Source organism: Stakelama portus, from assembly GCF_003171655.1.
In the GTDB taxonomy this organism is placed as follows: Bacteria; Pseudomonadota; Alphaproteobacteria; order Sphingomonadales; family Sphingomonadaceae; genus Sphingomonas; species Sphingomonas portus.
Genome location: NZ_QFZL01000001.1, coordinates 584926 through 602208, shown reverse-complemented (window position 1 = coordinate 602208; position 17283 = coordinate 584926). Strand labels below are relative to the sequence as shown.

General features: G+C 64.9%; 14 protein-coding genes and 1 tRNA gene. 10 read left to right on the top strand and 5 right to left on the bottom strand.

What is annotated here, in order from left to right:
- Positions 1 to 4 precede the first annotated feature (4 nt).
- The 4 genes from DKB74_RS02710 to DKB74_RS02695 form a co-directional block, all read right to left on the bottom strand.
- Complete coding sequence (locus tag DKB74_RS02710) at positions 5 to 2827, bottom strand: valine--tRNA ligase (protein WP_109806544.1); 2823 nt, start codon at positions 2825 to 2827, stop codon at positions 5 to 7.
- Positions 2828 to 2922: 95 nt separating this feature from the next.
- Complete coding sequence (locus DKB74_RS02705) at positions 2923 to 3438, bottom strand: DUF2497 domain-containing protein (protein ID WP_193504347.1); 516 nt, start codon at positions 3436 to 3438, stop codon at positions 2923 to 2925.
- A gap of 40 nt (positions 3439 to 3478) precedes the next feature.
- On the bottom strand, positions 3479 to 5020 hold the full coding sequence (locus DKB74_RS02700) for a TolC family outer membrane protein (protein ID WP_109806543.1): 1542 nt from the start codon (positions 5018 to 5020) through the stop codon (positions 3479 to 3481).
- 17 nt (positions 5021 to 5037) lie between these two features.
- Positions 5038 to 5718: a protein-L-isoaspartate O-methyltransferase family protein gene (locus DKB74_RS02695; RefSeq protein WP_109807080.1), complete on the bottom strand. Its 681-nt coding sequence runs from the start codon at positions 5716 to 5718 to the stop codon at positions 5038 to 5040.
- A 205-nt stretch (positions 5719 to 5923) separates the two neighbouring features.
- On the opposite strand from DKB74_RS02695, the gene DKB74_RS02690 reads away from it, so the two are divergent.
- The 3 genes from DKB74_RS02690 (at position 5924) to DKB74_RS02680 (ending at position 6899) form a co-directional block, all read left to right on the top strand.
- Positions 5924 to 5997 (top strand) — tRNA-Cys (locus tag DKB74_RS02690).
- 265 nt (positions 5998 to 6262) lie between these two features.
- Positions 6263 to 6493 (top strand): hypothetical protein, encoded by a 231-nt coding sequence (locus tag DKB74_RS18800; protein WP_162604165.1) that lies wholly within the window; start codon positions 6263 to 6265, stop codon positions 6491 to 6493.
- 118 nt (positions 6494 to 6611) lie between these two features.
- Complete coding sequence (locus tag DKB74_RS02680; RefSeq protein WP_109806541.1) at positions 6612 to 6899, top strand: hypothetical protein; 288 nt, start codon at positions 6612 to 6614, stop codon at positions 6897 to 6899.
- A gap of 12 nt (positions 6900 to 6911) precedes the next feature.
- Here DKB74_RS02680 and DKB74_RS02675 read toward each other — a convergent pair whose 3' ends face one another.
- Positions 6912 to 7121, bottom strand: coding sequence for a hypothetical protein (locus DKB74_RS02675; protein ID WP_109806540.1), 210 nt, complete (start codon positions 7119 to 7121; stop codon positions 6912 to 6914).
- 113 nt (positions 7122 to 7234) lie between these two features.
- On the opposite strand from DKB74_RS02675, the gene cysS reads away from it, so the two are divergent.
- The 7 genes from cysS (at position 7235) to DKB74_RS02640 (ending at position 17251) form a co-directional block, all read left to right on the top strand.
- Positions 7235 to 8692 carry a cysteine--tRNA ligase gene (cysS, locus tag DKB74_RS02670; RefSeq protein ID WP_109806539.1) on the top strand — a complete coding sequence of 486 codons (1458 nt, stop codon included), beginning with the start codon at positions 7235 to 7237 and terminating at the stop codon, positions 8690 to 8692.
- Between the two features lie 91 nt (positions 8693 to 8783).
- Complete coding sequence (locus tag DKB74_RS02665; RefSeq protein ID WP_109807079.1) at positions 8784 to 9719, top strand: NAD(P)-dependent oxidoreductase; 936 nt, start codon at positions 8784 to 8786, stop codon at positions 9717 to 9719.
- Between the two features lie 96 nt (positions 9720 to 9815).
- Positions 9816 to 12125 carry a GH92 family glycosyl hydrolase gene (locus DKB74_RS02660; protein WP_109806538.1) on the top strand — a complete coding sequence of 770 codons (2310 nt, stop codon included), beginning with the start codon at positions 9816 to 9818 and terminating at the stop codon, positions 12123 to 12125.
- Positions 12126 to 12437: 312 nt separating this feature from the next.
- On the top strand, positions 12438 to 13808 hold the full coding sequence (locus DKB74_RS02655; protein WP_193504373.1) for a class II 3-deoxy-7-phosphoheptulonate synthase: 1371 nt from the start codon (positions 12438 to 12440) through the stop codon (positions 13806 to 13808).
- 82 nt (positions 13809 to 13890) lie between these two features.
- Positions 13891 to 14304, top strand: coding sequence for a hypothetical protein (locus DKB74_RS02650; RefSeq protein WP_109806536.1), 414 nt, complete (start codon positions 13891 to 13893; stop codon positions 14302 to 14304).
- A 93-nt stretch (positions 14305 to 14397) separates the two neighbouring features.
- Complete coding sequence (locus DKB74_RS02645; protein WP_109807078.1) at positions 14398 to 16548, top strand: TonB-dependent receptor domain-containing protein; 2151 nt, start codon at positions 14398 to 14400, stop codon at positions 16546 to 16548.
- The gene (locus DKB74_RS02640; protein WP_161956777.1) at positions 16523 to 17251 is read left to right on the top strand and encodes an energy transducer TonB family protein; all 729 of its coding nucleotides are present in this window, start codon (positions 16523 to 16525) and stop codon (positions 17249 to 17251) included. Before DKB74_RS02645 ends, DKB74_RS02640 begins: the two co-directional genes overlap by 26 nt.
- Positions 17252 to 17283 lie beyond the last annotated feature (32 nt).

Here is a 17283-nt window from a genome sequence, read left to right as displayed (position 1 = left end):
GCGATCAGCCCAGCCGCTGGAGCGCCGCGGTCAGCCGTTCCGCCTCTGCCGCCTTGTCGGCGAAATCGGCGCGCGCCTTTTCCACGGCTTCGGGCTTGGCCTTTTCGACGAATGCCGGGTTTTCGAGCCGCTTGGACAGGCTGTCGCGTTCCTTCTCCGCCGCAGCAATCGCCTTGGACAGGCGCGTGCGCTCGGCTTCGAGGTCGACGACATCGCCGATCGGCAGCGCATAGGTCGCTTCATCGACCACGACCTGCAGCGCGCCGCCGGTCGGTGCATCGCCTCCGGTCACATCGACTCGCGCAAGCCGCGCCAGCGCCGCGCCCTGCCGTTCGAGCCGCGCCAGCGTCAGCGCCGAAGCGTCGGCGACATGCAGCGGCAGTCGCGCGCCCGGCGGAACATTGACTTCGGTACGCGCGGCGCGGATTTCGCTCACCAGTTCGATCAGCCAGTCGATTTCGCGCGCGGCATCGGGATCGAGCGCACGCGCATCGGCCATCGGCCATTTCGCGACGATCAGATCATAGTCGCGCGTGCCCGTCTTCGCCCACAGCTCTTCGGTGATGAAGGGCATGAACGGATGGAGCATGACGAGGATCTGATCGAGCACCCAGCCGGCAACGGCGCGAGTTTCGGCAATCTCGCCCTGCGCGCCAGCGGCTTCGCGCATTTCATCGCCCGAGAATGTGCCGCTGACATTACCCAGATCGATCCGTTCGCCCTGAGCTTGTCGAAGGGCGTCGTCCGATGCCGGGGCTTCGACAGGCTCAGCCCCAACGGGGTTGGTAGCGCCCCCCTGCAGCACCGGCTTGATCAGTTCGAGATACCAGTCGCAGAAACGGCTCCACACGAACTGATAGATCGCGTTCGCCGCGCCGTCGAAGCGCAGATCGGCAAAGGCGAGGTCCATCGCCTGCACGCACGCCACCGTTTCGGCGATGATCCAGCGATTGACCGCGAGATCGGCGACCGGCGGTTCGATGCTGCTGCTCGCGCCGATGCCGTTCGACTGACAGAAGCGCGCTGCGTTCCACAGCTTGGTCGCGAAATTGCGATAGCCCTCGACACGGCGCTCATCCATCTTGATGTCGCGGCCCTGGCTTTCCATCGCCGCCATGAAGAAACGCAGCGCATCGGCGCCATATTGATCGATCAGGCCGAGCGGATCGACCGTATTGCCCTTGGACTTGGACATTTTCGATCCGTCGGCGGCGCGGACCAAACCGTGCAGATACAGCGTCTTGAACGGCACTTCTTTCAGGAAGTGCAAACCCTGCATCATCATCCGCGCGTCCCAGAAGAACAGGATGTCGAAGCCCGAGATCAGGACGCTGTTGGGATAGCGTTTTTCCCATTCGCCCGGATCGGGCCAGCCCATCGTCGCGAACGGCCACAGCGCGGAAGAGAACCAGGTGTCGAGCACGTCTTCGTCGCGCTGGAGCGCGACACCCTCGCCAGCCTGCTGCTGTGCCTCGGCTTCGCTTTCCGCAACATAGACGCTGCCATCCTCGGCATACCAGGCCGGAATCCGATGCCCCCACCAAAGCTGACGCGACACGCACCAGGGCTGGATATTGTCCATCCAGTGGAAGAAGGTCTTCTCCCAGCTCTTGGGCACCATGTTGATCGCGCCCGAGCGGACCGCTTCGATCGCCGGTTTGGCGAGCGTTTCCGCGTCGACATACCATTGGTCGGTCAGCCAGGGTTCGATCACCACATTCGATCGGTCGCCGAACGGCGTCTGGATCGTGCGCGGTTCGGCGTCGTGTTCGGTCTCGTTGCCTTCCTTGTCCTTGACGACATGCGGGATCAGGCAGCCCAGTTCCTTGAGCCGCTGCACCACCAGCTTGCGCGCATCGAACCGGTCGAGACCGAGATATTCGTCGGGAATCAGCCCGTCTGCAGTCTGAGTCACCGCAGCGTTGGCGTCGAGCATGTTGAGCATCTCGCCGGGCTTGAACCCCGCGCGCTTGCCGACTTCGAAGTCGTTAAAATCATGTCCCGGTGTGATCTTCACCGCGCCCGAGCCGAGTTCGGGATCGGCATGTTCGTCGGCGACGATCGGGATCAGCCGGCCAGTGATCGGCAGCTTGATCTGCTTGCCGACCAGCGCGGTATAGCGGTCATCCTCGGGATGCACTGCAACCGCCATGTCGGCCAGCATGGTTTCGGGGCGCGTCGTCGCAACCTCGATATGGCCGCTGCCATCGGCGAGCGGATAGCGGAAGCGCCAGAAACTGCCCTTCACTTCGACCGTTTCGACCTCAAGGTCGCTGATCGCAGTGCCAAGGCCCGGGTCCCAGTTGACCAGACGCTTGTCGCGATACAGCAGGCCCTGATTATACAGGTCGACGAACACCTTGAGCACGGCTTTGGTAAAGCCTTCGTCCATGGTGAAGCGTTCGTTCGCCCAGTCCATCGAACAGCCGAGGCGGCGGAGCTGGCCGGTGATCGCACCGCCGCTCTCTTCCTTCCACTCCCACACCTTCGCGACGAATTCCTCGCGCGTGAAATCGGTGCGTTTCTGCTGTTTTTCGTTGAGCTGGCGTTCGACCACCATCTGCGTCGCGATGCCGGCATGATCGGTGCCGACCACCCAGCGCGCATCTTTGCCCTGCAGCCGCGCATGGCGGACGAGGATGTCCTGCAACGTATTGTCGAGCGCATGGCCGATGTGCAGGCTGCCCGTCACATTGGGCGGCGGGTTTACCAGCGTCCATGGCTCGGCATTCGGGCGTTCGGGCCGGAACAGGCCTTCGCTTTCCCAATGTTGATACCAGCGCTTCTCGATCTCGGCCGGATCGAAGGTTTTGGGCAGTTCACTCATAGGCCCGGCACATAACCGCGCCGCCGCGCAAGACAAGCCTGCGCGGCGCATGTCGCACGATCAATCGGAAAGACGCCCCCTTTCGGGAGCGCAATTCAGCCGTTGCGGCCGGTGATGCGGGAGATTTCCTTGGAAACCATCTGCTCGACGATGCGCGGCAGATTTTCATCGAGCCAGTCGCTGAGCATCGGACGCAACATTTCGCGGACCATGCCCTCCAGCGTGTCGGAACCGGGCGTCTGCGGCTTGATCACCATACGCGACAAAGCCTCCAACTGCCCCCGGCTCGCCTGTGCGGCGCGATCGGAAATGATCGTTTCGGCGTTACGCAACGCTTCCACCTGCTCCTGCTGACAGGGTTCGTCCTTTGCCGATTCGGGTTGGCGGCATTCGGCGACGGGATCGGGACGCGGCGAATCGACCGGGTTGCTCAGTTCGAGCACTTCGTCCTCGGCATCGCGGCCACCGCCACGCGATTCGCTCTGCTGCGGCAAGGCGCGCGCGGAACGGCGGGAGCGCGGCTGGGTCGCCGTGCTGCCCTCTTCGGAAATGATCCGTTTGATGGACGAGAGAATCTCCTCCATCGACGGCTCGGTACTGATATCCCCCATATCGAGCACCCCTTATCTATGCGCTCCTGCGCGGTTAACCCTAATCCCCTGAGCTATCGGGGTAGGTCGTGTCAACCGGGTGTTGCAGCAACGGGTCGAGCGTGTTGCTGACATCCGGGGTCTGCGCCGGCGTCTGCGCGGTCGATGTCGCGACCGGTTCGGGCGTGTTTCCCGTGCCCCAATCGGACCAGCGGCCCCGGACATTGTTGTAATTCGCCATCGGATCGTAGAGCGCACCGCCGCCCAGGCCCAGATCCTCCGCTTCTGCACGGCCCATCGCCGCAAGCAGCGTGAAACCGGCGACATAGGCGTCGCGCTCGGCCGTCACATAATTGACCTGCGCGTTGAGCAATTCCTGCTCGGCGTTGAGGATGTCGAGGATCGTGCGGGTGCCGACGCTGTTTTCCGCACGCACGCCTTCGAGCGACAGCTGGTTGGCCTGCACCGCGACGCGCGAAGCTTCGATCACGCGCAGCGTCGACTGGTAATTGGCATAGGCCGAACGGACCTGAGACACGACCGCGCGCTCGATATAGGTGACCTGCTCGATCGCCTGCGATTCGCGGGCCTGTGCCTGGCGGATCTGCGCCGCAGGACGACCGCCCTGGAACAGCGGCAGCGACAGGCTGAGCCCCGCCGACGCGGCCACGCCATCATTGGTATAGCCGAGCGCCGAGGCCTGATTCCCAAGCGACCCGAGGCGATTATAATAATCGGTGCCGAGATTGACGCTCACCTTGGGCAGGCGCGAAGCGCGCGCGACATCGGTGTCGAAGCGGCTGGCTTCGCGTGCCTTGCGCGCGGCGGCGAGGCTGGGATTTTCGTCGAGCGCGATGCGCACGGCCGCATCCGGGCTGTCGGGCAGGTCGGGCAGCGGCGGCGGCGCGGCCAGCGCGCCCGGCGGCGTGCCGACCACGCGGATATAGGATTCGCGGGCAGCGATCAGCTGCGCCTCGGCGCCGCGCAGCTGGCTCTCGGCCAGCGCAAGCCGCGCTTCGGACTGGGCAACGTCGGTCCGCGTCAGGTCGCCGACTTCGAACCGGTCGCGCGTCGCCTGAAGATTGACCTTCAGCGCTTCGACATTCTGGCGGTTGAGGCGAACGATCGCTTCATAGCGCATGACGTCGAGATAGACCGTGACGACCGACACGAAGAGATCGGATTCGGCACCGCGCAGATTGGCGCGCCCGGCCTCGACCCGGCGTTCGGCGGCACGCACCGAATTGGCCACCGACCCGCCCGAATAGATCGGCAGCGAGGCATCGATGCCGACCGAAGCGGTGCGCGGCGGGCTGACCGCAGTCGCGCCGCTGTCGTACAGGCTTTCGCTATAGGAGCTGCTCGTGCTGACCGTCGGCAGACCCGATGCACGCGCCAGCGGCACGCCTTCATCGGTGGCGCGCAGATTGGCGCGCTCGCCGCTCAGTTCGGGATTGGTGTTGTACGCCTGCACCATTGCCTCGCGCAGCGTCGTCGTCGGCGCCTCGGCGTCGGCGGTCGCGGGGGTCGGGGCCGTCTGTGCGGCGGCCGGAGCCGCTACCGCGAGCAGGCTCGCACCCAGGAGCAAGGAAGAGATTCGCATGGGTTTCATTCCCGTGTTCAGAACCGGAAGCTCGCCGGACGGGCGAAACCGGGAAGGACCGCACATTCGCAGTCCGCAAAATCGACAAGGCCGAAGCCGCCGGCGGTGCGCCGCCCCTTTGCCAGCCGCGTAACGCCGCGATCGACAATCCCGGTGACGACGCGCGCACCGGGCTTAAGCTGTTCGAGAAGCGATTCGGGAATTTGTTCGACGGCACCATCGATCATCAGCAGGTCATAGGGCGCGCCCGCGGCCCAGCCCTGGGCCAGCGGACCATCGGCCAGTTCGACCTTGGCTTCGTCGGCCAGAGCCGCCTTTGCCAGCGCGACCAGCGCCGCATCCTCTTCGACCGCGACCACCGAACCGGCCAGCCGCGCCAGCACTGCGGCGGTATAGCCCCCCGTCGCGCCGATCAGCAGCACGCGATCGTCGGGCCGCAGCTGCGCCTCGGTCAGCAGCCGCCCGGTCGCCATCGGCAGATTCTGTTTGCGGCCATCGGTAAGCGGCAGCAGCGTGTCGCGATAGGCGATCGCGCGTACCGTTTCGGGAACAAACCGCTCGCGCGGCACCCGGGCCATCGCTTCGACCACGCGCGCGTCGCTGACGGCGTTGGTGCGAAGCTGGCTCGCCACCATCGCATGCCGCATCGTTTCGAAACGATCCGCGCCGCCTACAGGGGATTCCACTGTCTGAGTCATCATTCCTGCCCTGTCGCACAACTGTTATAGTCGCGCAATACACTTGTTGCGTTGCGGCGCTTGTATCGCGGCATTTCCCCTCCGCCAAGCAACCCCGCCAGAAACTTTGATTTCGGGAGCCGGAGCGGCCACGTCAAGCGCGGGAATCATCGTCGCTGTTGACAGCGGAGCCGCCGCCGCGCATTTCGCGCCTTCACCGCGCCGAGGCCCGATGGCGGAGTGGTGACGCAGCGGACTGCAAATCCGTATACGCCGGTTCGATTCCGGCTCGGGCCTCCATTATCGCCGCGACGCGCGGCAGCGCCTTTTCCGATCGAAACGCCGGCGTCCACGCGCCCCGGACCGGGCCCCGGACCGGATATCCCCGCCCGAGTCGCGCGGCCGCACGATGACGAATTTCGCTTCGTCTCAGGCCGGATATTCGACAGGTTTCGCGGCGAGTCGCGCCATCCGAGCGGCGGAACGCCATTGACGCGGCTCGCGACACATGCGGAACAAACCCATTTCCCGGCCCGTTATATGCCCCGGTTAAGGGAGACAAATGATGTACGATTTCGGCATCCGTCAGGCCCATACCGGGTATCGTGTTGCGTATCGCCCGGATGAGGCAAATCACTGCCCCGGCTGCGGCAAGTCGCACTGGATCATCGGTCGCATGACCGCCGAATGCGCCTATTGCGGCACCGCCGTGCCGATGATGGCCGGGGGCATGCAGGGAACCGGCCTGTTCCGGCGCCACGGCAAATCCGCCGTCGGAGGGTCGCTGGCGGCCTGATCACCATCCGGCAAGGCCCGGGGATCGCGCGCCTGCCCGATCCCTGGCCCGTTTTCCGCAGTTGCGGAACAGCCCGAATAGGCAGGCACTGCCCCTGAAAGCGAACGGGAGCCATGCCATGACCGATATCGCCCTGACATCGCCGATCGAACGAATCGCGCGCGTCATCTGTGCCGAAGCGCATAGCCCCAATGGCGACAGGCCCGCCGGAGGTGCGGCAATCGCCGCCGCCGTCAGCGGGCATATCGATGCCACCTGGGATCAGGAAGTGTCGCGCGCGAAAGCGGTTCTGAAAACGCTGCGCGAACCGACTGCCGACATGGTTGCGGCGGGCGAAAAGGCAGGCGGCGATGTCGCGGAAATCTGGAGCGCGATGGTGGCGAAGGCGCTCGACCAGCAGGTCTGAAGCGCAGGGCGCCTATACCGCCGGATCTTCAGGCCGATAGGTCAGCCTTTTGTGGGTCCGCGAACGGCCATAGAGCCATTCCCATGCCGAGCGATGCGCGATGTTGCGCTGCCTGCGGGCGCGGCGTGCATGTTTGCGCTTGCGCTTGACGATCACGCGTAGAACGGCCGCGACGAGCAGCACCGAAGCGACTGCAATTCCGATGATCGACAATTTTTCCACTGACGTTCTATCCCACCCCTCGAATCACCAGCGAGTATATGCTGCGACGCATCAATGCGCCATCGCGCAGTAATATGTGACGAAATCAATGTGAGCCGTTATGGGCCACCGCCATGCAGCAGGCACCGCTCACATTCTATAATTCCATCTCCCGCTCGATCGAGCGTTTCGAACCGATCGATTCCGAAAAGGGCGTGCGCGTCTATTCGTGCGGACCGACGGTTTACAGCGATCCGCATCTCGGCAATCTGCGCGCCTATGTCTTCACCGACACGCTGAGCCGCGTGCTGCGGTGGAAGGGCTATGCGCTCACCCATGTCCTCAACATCACCGATGTCGGCCATCTGACATCGGATGCCGACGCGGGCGACGACAAGATGGAAGCAGCGGCAAAGGCGCGCGCGATGAGCGCGTGGGACATCGCCGCGCATTATACGGCGGTGTTCCGGCGCAATCTGGACGATCTCAACATCCGCACGCCCGATCACATGCCGACCGCCACCAGCTGCATCGAGGAAATGCTCGATTTCGCGAAGAAGATCGCGCCCGAACATTGCTATGAAATCGACAGCGGCCTCTATTTCGACAGCACCACCGTGCCCGATTACGGGCGGCTGGCCGGCGCGCAGGACGATGCCGGCGAAGGCCGTATCGACCCGGTCGCGGGCAAGCGCCATCCGCAGGATTTCGCGATCTGGCGCAAGACGCCGCCGGGCGAAACCCGCCAGATGGAATGGGATTCGCCCTGGGGCAAAGGCGCGCCGGGCTGGCACCTTGAATGTTCGGTGATGGGCCGGATGTATCTGGGCATGCCGTTCGATATCCATACCGGCGGCATCGACCATCGCGAGATTCACCACGTCAACGAAATCGCTCAGAATCAGGCCTATTGCAGCTGCGCGGACACCGGTGCGCGCTTCTGGATGCACAACAACTTTCTGGTCGATCGCGGCGGCAAGATGTCAAAGTCGAAGGGCGGGATCGCCACGCTCGACGGACTGATCGCGCGCGGCGTGCACCCGCTCGCCTATCGGCTGATGTGCCTCTCGGCCCAGTATCGCAGCGAGCTGGAGTTCAGCACCGACAATCTGGCGGCGGCGCTGACGCGGCTGAAGCGGCTGGTGATGGCGGTGCGCAAGCATCTGCCGGATCCCGTCGAAGCGACCGCCACCGGTGCCGCGCGTGCCGAAGGCCATCCGGCGGCGCGATTCATCGCCGCGCTTGATGAAGCCGTGTCGGACGATCTCAACACGCCGCGTGCGCTGCCGATCCTCGACGATCTGCTGGCGCAAAAGCGCATGCCTGCCGAAGCGCGGATCGAGGCGCTTGCCGAATTCGACGCGGTGCTGGGGCTCGATTTGCTTCGTCTCACGCGCGCCGATCTGCGCGTCCGCCCCGACGGCGCGACGCTGACTGCCGAAGCGATCGAAACCCGGCTTGCCGAACGCCGCGAAGCGCGCGCGAACAAGGATTTTGCGCAATCCGACGCAATCCGCGACGAACTGACCGCCGCAGGAGTCGAAGTCATGGACGGCGACCCGATGGGATGGGACTGGCGCCCCGAACTTTGAAGATACTGCCCTTCTCTGGAGGATGAAGCCGCCGATGCGGGCAGCCACGCAATGGATTGAGGCGCAGCGCGACCGGGAGTAGCCAATGGCCATGAAGGCCGTTCTCCCCGCGCTCGCCCGTCCGCTCCTCGAACCGCGCCTGCCCGCTTCGGTCGAACCTTCATGGTTCACCAATGCCGGGGACGCGGCAGAGATGATCGCTGATGCGGAAATCGCCTGGATCGATTTGCAGGACGCACGCGAAGGCCCCGATATCCTCGTCACCGGTCGCCTGCTCAAATGGGCGTCGACTCTGCGCGCTGGCGTGGATGATTTCGATCTCGCGCGGCTGAAGGATCAGGGCGTTATCCTCACCAATGGCGGCGGCATCAATGCCGAAGCCGTGGCCGAATATGCCGTGCTGGGCGTGCTCGCCGCGGCCAAGCGGTTCGACGAAGTGGTGCGGATGGCCGACCGGCACGAATGGACGAACACCGCGCCGGGCCAGATGGAACTGTACGACACGCAGGCGCTGATCATCGGCTATGGCACGATCGGCCGGATGATCGGCAAGCGGCTGGCCGGGTTCGATGTTGCGGTGACCGGCGTCACGCGGTCGGGCCGCGACGGCACGTTGACTCCCGATGCGTGGCGCGACCAGCTGGGAAATTTCGACTGGGTGATCCTTGCCGCACCGGCGACGGGCGACACCGCCGCGATGTTCGGCGAGGCCGAATTCGCCGCGATGAAATCGACTGCCTGGATCGTCAATGTCGGGCGCGGCGACATGATCGACCAGGACGCCCTGATCGCGGCGCTCAAGGCGCGGCGCATCGGCGGCGCGTTCCTCGATACGGTGACGCCCGAGCCGCTGCCCCCAGAACATCCGCTCTGGGGCGCGCCCAACACGATCCATTCGATGCATTTGTCGGGGCGCAGCCAGACCAGGATGTTCCTGCGCGCCGTCGAACTGTTCCTGCGCAATCTCGACGCGTTTCTGGCGGGCAGGCCGATGGAAAATGTCGTCGATCTCGACGCGGGCTACTGACCCTTTGCGCAACCGTTCGCGCTGAGCAGACCGACGCAAAGTTGTGCCACGCGGCGCAGTACTTCCCCCCGACTGCCCCCGCGCTATAGTCGCGCCATGTCAAAGCTGATCTCGCGCCTCGCGCTGCTCCTTGCTGCCCCCGCCCTGCTCGCCTTTCAGAGCTATGACGATGTCGATCCGATGATCGGCACCGGGGGCGAAGGCCATACCTTCCCCGGCGCGGTCGCGCCGTTCGGCATGGTCCAGCTGTCGCCCGACACCGATACGACGTGCGAAATCCGCGAATGCTATGGCCATGCCGCGGGCTATCGCTACGACGATCCGACGATTCAGGGCTTTTCGCACACCCATTTTTCGGGCGCGGGCCATTCGGATCTGGGCGATTTCCTGATGATGCCCGCGGTCGGCAGCGACGTGAAGCTGGAACCCGGCGACCCCGACGTGCCGGGATCGGGCTATCGCTCGCGCTTCAGCCACGACACCGAAATCGCGCGGCCGGGCTATTATGCCGTCACCCTCTCCGATATCGGCGTGCGCGCGGAAATGACGGCGGGGCTGCGCACCGGCGTCCATCGCTACAGCTTTGCAGCGGGCAGCGACGCGCATCTGATCCTCGACTTGCGCAGCTCGCTCTATAATTACCCCGGCAAGACGCTCTGGTCCTCGATCCGCATCCGCCCCGACGGTACGATCACCGGATCGCGCCAGACGCGCGGCTGGGCGCCCGACCGCCAGCTTTATTTCGCGATCCGCTTTTCCACGCCGCTCAAGACGCATGCCTTCGTGAATACCGAGGAAAACATCCCCTATCGCGGCTTTCAGGGGCCGGGACGCGGCGAGGATGCAGTGGCCGAAAAGCTGGGTCGCGCACTCGTCGCCCGCTTCGACTTCGGCGAACTGGATGCACCGCTGGAGGTGCAGGTCGCGATCTCTTCGGTCGATGAAGCCGGCGCCATCGCCAATCTCGACTCCGAAGCCGGCAGTTTCGATCAGGTCGCCGCCGCGACGCGCGAGCGTTGGGAAACTGCGCTGGGCGCCGTCGAGATCGATGCGCCGGAGCCGATGCGGCGGATGATGGCCACTGCGCTCTATCACAGCCTGATCGCGCCCGCGATCGCCGGCGATGTCGACGGGCGCTATCGCGGCACCGACAATGAAGTTCACCGCGCCGACGGGTTCGCGTTCCGATCGACCTTCTCGCTATGGGATACGTTCCGCGCCGAACATCCTTTGCTCACGCTCGTCCAGCCAGAGGAAACCAACAGCGCGATCGTCCGCTCGCTGATCGCCAGCTGGCATGACAGCCCCTATGGCATCCTGCCGGTCTGGCAATTTCAGGGGCGCGAAACCTGGACGATGATCGGCTATCACGCCGTGCCGGTCATTGCCGATGCCTGGCTGAAGGGCATTCGCGGATTTGACGGGGAAGAAGCACTCGCCGCGATGGTCGCGAGCGCCACCTATGCCCCCTATGGCGGCCTGCGCGAATATATGCGGCTTGGCTATGTTCCGATCGACAAGGAGCCCGAGGCCGCTTCGAAAACCGTCGAATATGCCTATGACGACTGGACGATCGCGCGCATGGCACAGGCGATGGGCAAGGATAATATCGCCCGGCAATTCCATGCCCGCGCCGGAAACTGGCGCAACAGCTTCGACACCGGCACCGGCTTCCTGCGCGCGCGGCTTGCCGACGGCAGCTATCGCGAGCCGTTCGATCCGACCGCGATCAACTATGGCTCGGATTATACCGAGGGCAACGCCTGGCAATATAGCTGGTTCGTGCCCCAGGATCAGGCCGGGCTGTTTGCGGCGATGGGCGGCGACCGCGCGGCGATCGCCAAGCTCGACGCCATGTTCGATTATGACAATTCGGGCATCGATTACAGCCATGCCGAGGATATCGCCGGCCTGATCGGCCAATATATCCATGGCAACGAACCGAGCCATCACGTCGCCTATCTCTATGACTTCGCCGGCGCCCCGTGGAAGACCCAGGAACGGCTGACGCAGATCGTCGCCAGCCAGTATAACGACACGCCCGCCGGCCTTTCGGGCAATGACGATCTGGGCCAGATGTCGGCCTGGCTGTTCTTCACCGGGCTTGGCTTCTATCCGGTGACGCCGGGCAGCCTCGAATATGTGATCGGCCGCCCGTTCGTTGACCGCGCGACGCTGCATTTGCCCAACGGCAAGGATTTCACGATCGTCGCCGACAATCTGACGCCGCAGAACCGCTATATCGGCAAGGTCGAACTCAACGGCCGCCGCCTCAACCGCAGCTTCATCCGCCATGGCGAGATCGTCGCGGGCGGCGAACTGCGCTTCACCATGCAGGCAACGCCCAACACCAGCTGGGCGACGCGGCCCGATATGCGCCCTTATTCGATGTCGGGCGGGCAATAACGCAGCGGCGCGTGGGCCGTTTGGCGGGCAATTTGCATTTTTATTCAAAAAGGGTTTGCGCACATTACCCCGTCGGAGTAAGCCGCGCATCCCATGACGACTTTAGCTGGTTTCAAGATCCGCCGGTTCCGCGAGGAACGCGCCCTCACCCGCGCCGCTTTCGGCGCCTGGTATGATTCGCCCGGTTCGACGGTTCAGGGCTGGGAAGAACATGGCAAACGCGCCAGCCGCACCGTCGTCAATCAAATCGCCGCCAACGGCATTGCCCATCATGCCGATTGGTTCGTCCCCTATCGTCCCGGAGAGGACGCCATGAACAAATGGTCCCCCGACAGCTGGAAATCGCACGAGGCGCGCCAGCTGCCCGAATATCCCGATCCGCAAGCGCTTGCCGCCGCCACTGGCCAGATCGCCAGCTTCCCGCCGCTCGTCTTCGCCGGCGAAGCGCGGCAGCTGACCGAAGAACTCGCGCGCGTTTCCGAGGGCAAGGCGTTCCTGCTTCAGGGCGGCGATTGCGCCGAAAGCTTCGCCGAGTTTCACCCCAACAATATCCGCGACACGTTCCGCGTCATCCTTCAGATGGCGGTTGTGCTCACCTTTGCGTCAAAGCTCCCGACAGTGAAGGTGGGCCGGATGGCCGGGCAGTTCGCCAAGCCCCGATCGGCTCCGACCGAGACGATCGACGGCGTCGAGCTGCCCAGCTATCGCGGCGACAATGTCAACGGATCGGCGTTCACGCCCGAAGCGCGCATCCCCGATCCGCAGCGCATGGTACAGGGCTACAGCCAGTCCGCCGCCACGCTCAACCTGCTGCGCGCCTTCGCGCATGGCGGCTATGCCAGCCTCGACCAGGTTCATGCCTGGATGCTCGATTTCATGGACCGCAGCCCATGGGCCGAAAAATTCGTGGAGACCGCCGACCGGATCGGCGAGACATTGGCCTTCATGCGTGCGTGCGGGCTCGGCCCGGAAAGCGTGCCGCAGCTATCGGGCACCGATTTCTATACCAGCCATGAGGCGCTGCTGCTCCCCTATGAACAGGCGCTCACGCGTCAGGACAGCCTGACCGGCCAATGGTACGACACCAGCGCGCATATGCTGTGGATCGGCGATCGCACCCGGTTCGAAGGATCGGCGCATGTCGAATATCTGCGCGGCATCGGCAACCCGATCGGCATGAAATGCGGCCCGACGCTGGAGCCCGACGCATTGCTGCGCCTGCTCGACACGCTCAACCCTGCCCGCATTCCCGGCCGGATGACGCTGATCACTCGCTATGGCCATGAAAAGATCGAAGACGGCCTGCCCCCGCTCGTCCGCGCCGTAAAGCGCGAGGGCCATCCGGTGGTGTGGAGCTGCGATCCGATGCACGGCAACGTCGTCAAGGCGGCCAATGGCTATAAGACGCGCCCGTTCGACCGTATCCTGGCCGAAGTGCGCGGCTTCTTCGCCGTCCACCGCGCCGAAGGGACGTTCGGCGGCGGCATCCATTGCGAGATGACCGGGCAGGACGTGACCGAATGCACCGGCGGCATGATCGATATCGGCGAAGCCGATCTCGAAGCGCGCTACCACACCCATTGCGACCCGCGTTTGAACGCCGGACAGAGCATCGAACTCGCCTTCCTGCTCGCCGAAATGCTCAACGAGGAAATGGCCGAGCGGCGGAAAGTGGCGGCCTGAACCGATCGGGGGTAGCCGTGGCGCGCGCGATTTCGTGTTGCGCCGCGACAGCCTGCGGCCTAGCAGCGCGGCACAAATGGGGATGGACGCCATCAGAATCGGCCTGATCGGCCGCGTGATGCGAGTGCTGGCCTTTGCGGCCATTGCGCTCACCGTCATCGTGCCCCCGGGCTATATGCCCGCCCGCGCCGCCGATCACAGCGTGGTCGTCACCATCTGTACCGGTACCGGCCTGGTCGAAAAGACACTGACCGGCGATTATGCGCGGCGCCTCACCCCCGATCATCAGAAGCAGGCGCCAAAGGACCCGCGCGATCATTGCAGCTTTGCCGGGCACGCATCGCCTGCCGAACTGCCGGCATTGATCGCGCCGCCGGCGCCCCGCGTCCGCTATCTCGCCGAAACCCCCGCGCCCCGGATCGTCATGGTCCGCCCCGGCGCGGGCCTGTCGGCGCCACCGCCGCCCAGCCACGCACCACCGCTGCTGATCCTCTAAAATGCAACCATGCGCGCGACGGACAGCCGTCGTGCGCTGCTTTCGGATAGCCGTCGCGCGGCTGCGCGGCGGATCAGCAGACGAGACTATTCCATGACGATGTTCGACGCGCGCCGCCCGGTTGCGGCGCTTCGCCTTGCGCTGATTTGCGGCGCCACGCTTCCCGCCCTCCCCGCCATGGCGCAGGACGCCACTGCCCTGCCCCCGGTCGAAATCGGTTCCGACCCGGCTTCGGCCCAGACCGTCGATCGCGACACGTTGGCGCGCGATTCCGCGACCAGCAGCGACACCGCCGAAACCATCACCCGCATTCCCGGCGTCAGCGCCTATGGCGCGGGCGGCGTTTCCAGCCTTCCCACCATTCGCGGGCTCGACAATGGTCGCGTCTCGATCCTGGTCGACGGGGTGAAGATCGACGAGGTCTGCCCCAACAACATGAACCCGCCGCTTTCCTATACCGACCCGCAAACGGTGGAGAGCATTTCGGTGCTGACCGGCGTGACGCCCGTCAGCATGGGCGGCGACACGATCGGCGGCGCGATCAGCGTCAACACCGCCGATCCCAAATTCGCCGGCCCCGAAGCGACTTTGGTCACCGGTCGCGTTTCGGCCTTTTACCGCTCGAACGGCGATGCGTTCGGCGGCGCAGCGAATGTGACCGTCGCCACCGACAGCCTCAGCCTCACCTATGACGGCAGCTATACCCAGTCGGACAATTATGATGGCGGCGGCGATGCCGGTGTCGTCCGATCGACCGAATATGCCAAGACCGACCACAGCCTGACGCTCGGCGCGCTCACCGGCGCGGGGCTATTCACCCTGCGCGGCGGCATCCAGCGCGCGCCCTATGAGGGGTTTCCCAACCAGCATATGGACATGACCGACAACCAGTCCTGGTTCCTGAACGGCCGCTATCAGGGCTATTTCGGCTGGGGCGATGTCGATTTCACTGCGCATTACCGCGACACCGACCATGAAATGAACTTTCTGGCGGACAAGGGCGGCATCGCCGATGGCGGCATGCCGATGCTCGGTGAAGGGCATACGGCAGGATACCGGCTGGCGGTCTCGATCCCCGTCTCGAGCCGCGACACGGTGCGTTTCGGCAGCGAGCTGCACCACCAATGGCTGAACGAATGGTGGCCGCCGGTGGCGGGCAGCATGATGATGGGGCCGAACACCTTCATCAACATCAACGCCGCCAACCGCGACCGGCTGGGCACCTATGCCGAATGGGAAGCACAGTGGAGCGACACGGTGAAGACCACCATCGGCATCCGCAACGATCAGGTCTGGATGAACACCGGCGATGTCGCGCCCTATGGCACCGGCATGATGCAGATGGCCGATGTCGCCGCCGCCGCTGCGTTCAACGCCGCCGACCGCGATCGCCACGACAGCAACTGGAGCGGATCGGCGATGCTCGACTGGGAAGCGGCGCAGGGCGTCGCGTTCGAGCTCGGCTATGCGCACAAGGTGCGTTCGCCCAACCTCTATGAACGCTACAGCTGGGGTCGCGGCGCGATGGCGAGCCAGATGATCGGCTGGTTCGGTGACGGCAACGGCTATGTCGGCAATCTGAACCTGACGTCCGAAAGCGCCGATACGGTGAGCGCGGCAGTGACGTTCAGCGGCGGTGTTGAGACGCCGTGGTCGCTGCGCATTTCGCCCTGGTACACGCATGTCGACGATTATATCGACGTGGTGAAGATCGCGGACCTGACCGACATGATGGGCATGCCCAGCGGTTTCGTGCAGCTGCAATTCACCAATGGCGAAGCGCGCTTTTACGGTGTCGATCTGTCGGGCGCGGTCGAGCTGCTGCGCAACGATGCGGGCGGGCATTTGCGGGTCGAAGCGGCGGCAAGCTGGCTGCAGGGCGACAATCTCGCCGATGACGCGCCACTGTACCATCAGATGCCGTTCAACGCGTCGCTGGGGCTGCATTATATGAGCGGCACCGGTTTCGACGGTCATGTCGAAATCGAAGGCGTGGCGGACAAGACGCGCGTCGATGCCACGCGCAACGAACCGCAAACCGACGGCTATGTCCTCGCCAATATCGGCGCGGGCTATACGATCAGCGGCTTCCGCATCGGCGTCGATGTCAGCAATCTGTTCGACAAGGAATATGCGCTGCCGCTGGGCGGCGTATCGCTTGGCGACCGCAGGGCGACCGGCGTGCTTCGTCCCGTTCCGGGGCGTGGGCGCAGCTTCAATGTCTCGCTCAGCAAATCCTTCTGACCGGAGCGGCTCGGGGGGCTATCGCCCCTCGGGCCGCGAACGCTGGGCCGGCGCGGGCAGTGCGACCGCTATTCTGGCATTGCTCGCTTCGCTGGTGATGCTCGCGCCTGCAGTGACCGCACCGCAGGCGGAGCAGCAGGCGCTGCGCCTTTTCGACCTGCCCCCTGAGGAATCAGCCGTTCCGGAACCGGAACCGAAAGCCGCACAGCCGGCCGCACAGCCACGCAAACCGGTTCCGCCACGGACATCGACTGCGCCATCGACACCTGCGGCGCCGTCCCCGTTACAATCGCCGGCGCGGCAAGCCGCATCGAGCCCTTCCGCAGCGCCCCCGCAGCTCGCCGCCCCATCGCTTCCCGAACAGGCGTCGCCGCAACCGATCGCGCCGTCGGCCCCCGTCCGCACCCGCGAACCGGCAAATGTCCGCGACAGCTATGCCAGTGCGCTCTGGTCGCACATCAACACGCGTCGTCCGCGCGGCGTGCGCATCCGGGGCGAGGCAGTCATCGCTTTCACCGTCGATCGCGGCGGCGCGGTGCATGATGTGTCGCTTGATCGAAGCAGCGGCAACCCGCTGCTCGACCGGCTGGCGCTGCGCACCGTCACGCGCGCCGCGCCGATGCCCGCCCCCCCGGCGGCGCTGGCCGGCTCGGCGCTGCGCTTCACCATCACCGTCAGCTTCGACCAGACCACGAACCGATAAAGCGACGACGCATCGGCCCATGGCTCGGGCGG